The sequence below is a fragment of the Paracoccus pacificus genome, from assembly GCF_042680785.1.
GTDB classification, from domain to species: Bacteria; Pseudomonadota; Alphaproteobacteria; order Rhodobacterales; family Rhodobacteraceae; genus Paracoccus; species Paracoccus pacificus.
This window is the reverse complement of record NZ_JBHUEN010000035.1, coordinates 1-1,044: the sequence shown is the minus strand read 5'-3', so window position 1 is coordinate 1,044 and position 1,044 is coordinate 1. Positions and strand designations below refer to the sequence as shown.

Genomic DNA, 1,044 nt, shown 5'->3' with positions numbered 1-1,044 from the left:
CCATGCCCCTACCGTCGAACGCCTCCCGCGTCATACCCCGACCGCCGCATTGCTGCAATTTTTAGAGGCGCCCTTAAGCTTGTCAATGGTAGACAGAAGCCGAACGTCGTTTTGGCTCAGGCCCGCCTGTTTGATCGCGTCGCGCAAAATTTCCTGGCGATCGACGTCGAGCGAGTAGATTGCAAAATCAGGGTTGATGCCAATGTGGGAGCCGTGCTGCTGCAGCATCTGCATGCAGAAGGAGTGAAAGGTCCCGATCAGAGCGCGCCGTTCCTGTTCAGGTACCAATGCAGTGACGCGCGCGGACATTTCGTCAGCCGCCTTGTTGGTGAAGGTCAGAGCCAGCACGCGGAACGAACGATCGGGCGTATCGGCAAGCAGCTTGGCCACCCGCGTCGTCAGGACGCGGGTCTTGCCGGAGCCGGGGCCGGCGAGAACGAACATCGGGCCATCGCGCCAAGCGACAGCGATACTTTGTGCTTCGGTCAGTTCTGACAATGCCACGTTGAGGGCGGTATCGGTCATGTTAGGCCTCTCAATGCCAAGATTGCATTGCGGAATGATGCAGGCATGCGCTGCGCCAGCGCCGGGTTCTCGGCGCACTGTTTTGCGAGGACGGCTGCGTAGCCGCTCTTGTCGTTCTCGAGTGCCGCAATCAATGTCGCATCGTCAAAATCCGCTGCTCCTACGTTTCCAAAAGAGACAAGAATTGCTTTCAGTTCGTTTTGCAGTCCATCTGCTATGAGCTGCTGTTCGAGATAACCGGCCGGCAACGAGAAGGTGCGGCGAGCCATTTCCTCGGCGGAAAACTTTCGTGCGGTGATCCTGGCGATGTAGCCGAGCCCGGCGGCATCTCCATCGACGACGGCACGCCAAGGATAACCGAGCGCTCTTGCAAGTACCGCAAATATCTACCGTGTGCCTTCGGTCAACAACCTTGCGGATTATACCGAGCTGCCGTTCATGCTTGGCGCGGCGAAGGTCGGTAGCGAGCCCTTTTTGACGAATGCTGCCGAGCGACTGGACGGCCGCTTCGGCGGACCC

The 1,044-nt window shown here is 58.9% G+C and carries 2 protein-coding genes; both read right to left on the bottom strand.

Annotated features, from left to right (window positions below; all coding sequences use genetic code 11):
- Nucleotides 1-30: 30 nt before the first annotated feature.
- Nucleotides 31-525 (bottom strand): UvrD-helicase domain-containing protein, encoded by a 495-nt coding sequence (locus tag ACFSCT_RS12285; protein ID WP_379143153.1) that lies wholly within the window; start codon nt 523-525, stop codon nt 31-33.
- Entirely contained in the window at nt 522-794 is a 273-nt protein-coding gene (locus ACFSCT_RS12280; RefSeq protein WP_035746443.1) for a hypothetical protein, read from the bottom strand. The genes ACFSCT_RS12285 and ACFSCT_RS12280 overlap by 4 nt, the downstream gene beginning before the upstream one ends.
- Nucleotides 795-1,044 lie beyond the last annotated feature (250 nt).

Excerpts from the sequence above, each read along its gene's own strand:
- ACFSCT_RS12280 (WP_035746443.1), bottom strand. The coding sequence starts at position 794 with ATGGCTCGCCGCACCTTCTCGTTGCCGGCCGGTTATCTCGAACAGCAG.
- ACFSCT_RS12285 (WP_379143153.1), bottom strand. The coding sequence starts at position 525 with ATGACCGATACCGCCCTCAACGTGGCATTGTCAGAACTGACCGAAGCA.